Raw genomic sequence first — 236 nt, forward strand, 5'->3', positions numbered from 1 at the left:
GTATCGACACGGTGTACATGGTCGGTCTGGCGCTGGATTTCTGCGTGATGTTTTCCGCGCTGGATGCCCGGGCGGCGGGGTTCAACACGTTCGTGGTGCTGGACGCCTGTCGTGCCATTGACAGGGATGGATCACTGGCAGCGGCGATGGAGCGGATGCAGACGGCCGGGGTTGGCTTGATTCAGTCGAATCAACTCATCTGACCAACACAAATCCCTGTGGGAGCGGGCTTGCTC

Annotated in this window: 1 protein-coding gene; it reads left to right on the plus strand. The window is 60.2% G+C overall.

All coding sequences use genetic code 11. From position 1 onward, the window contains the following. On the plus strand, nt 1-203 hold a 203-nt coding region (locus ACPYOM_RS23885; protein WP_481347888.1), incomplete at its 5' end, for an isochorismatase family protein. Between the last annotated feature and the right edge of the window lie 33 nt (nt 204-236).

It is taken from the genome of Monashia sp. HAY1-2A, assembly GCF_056755315.1.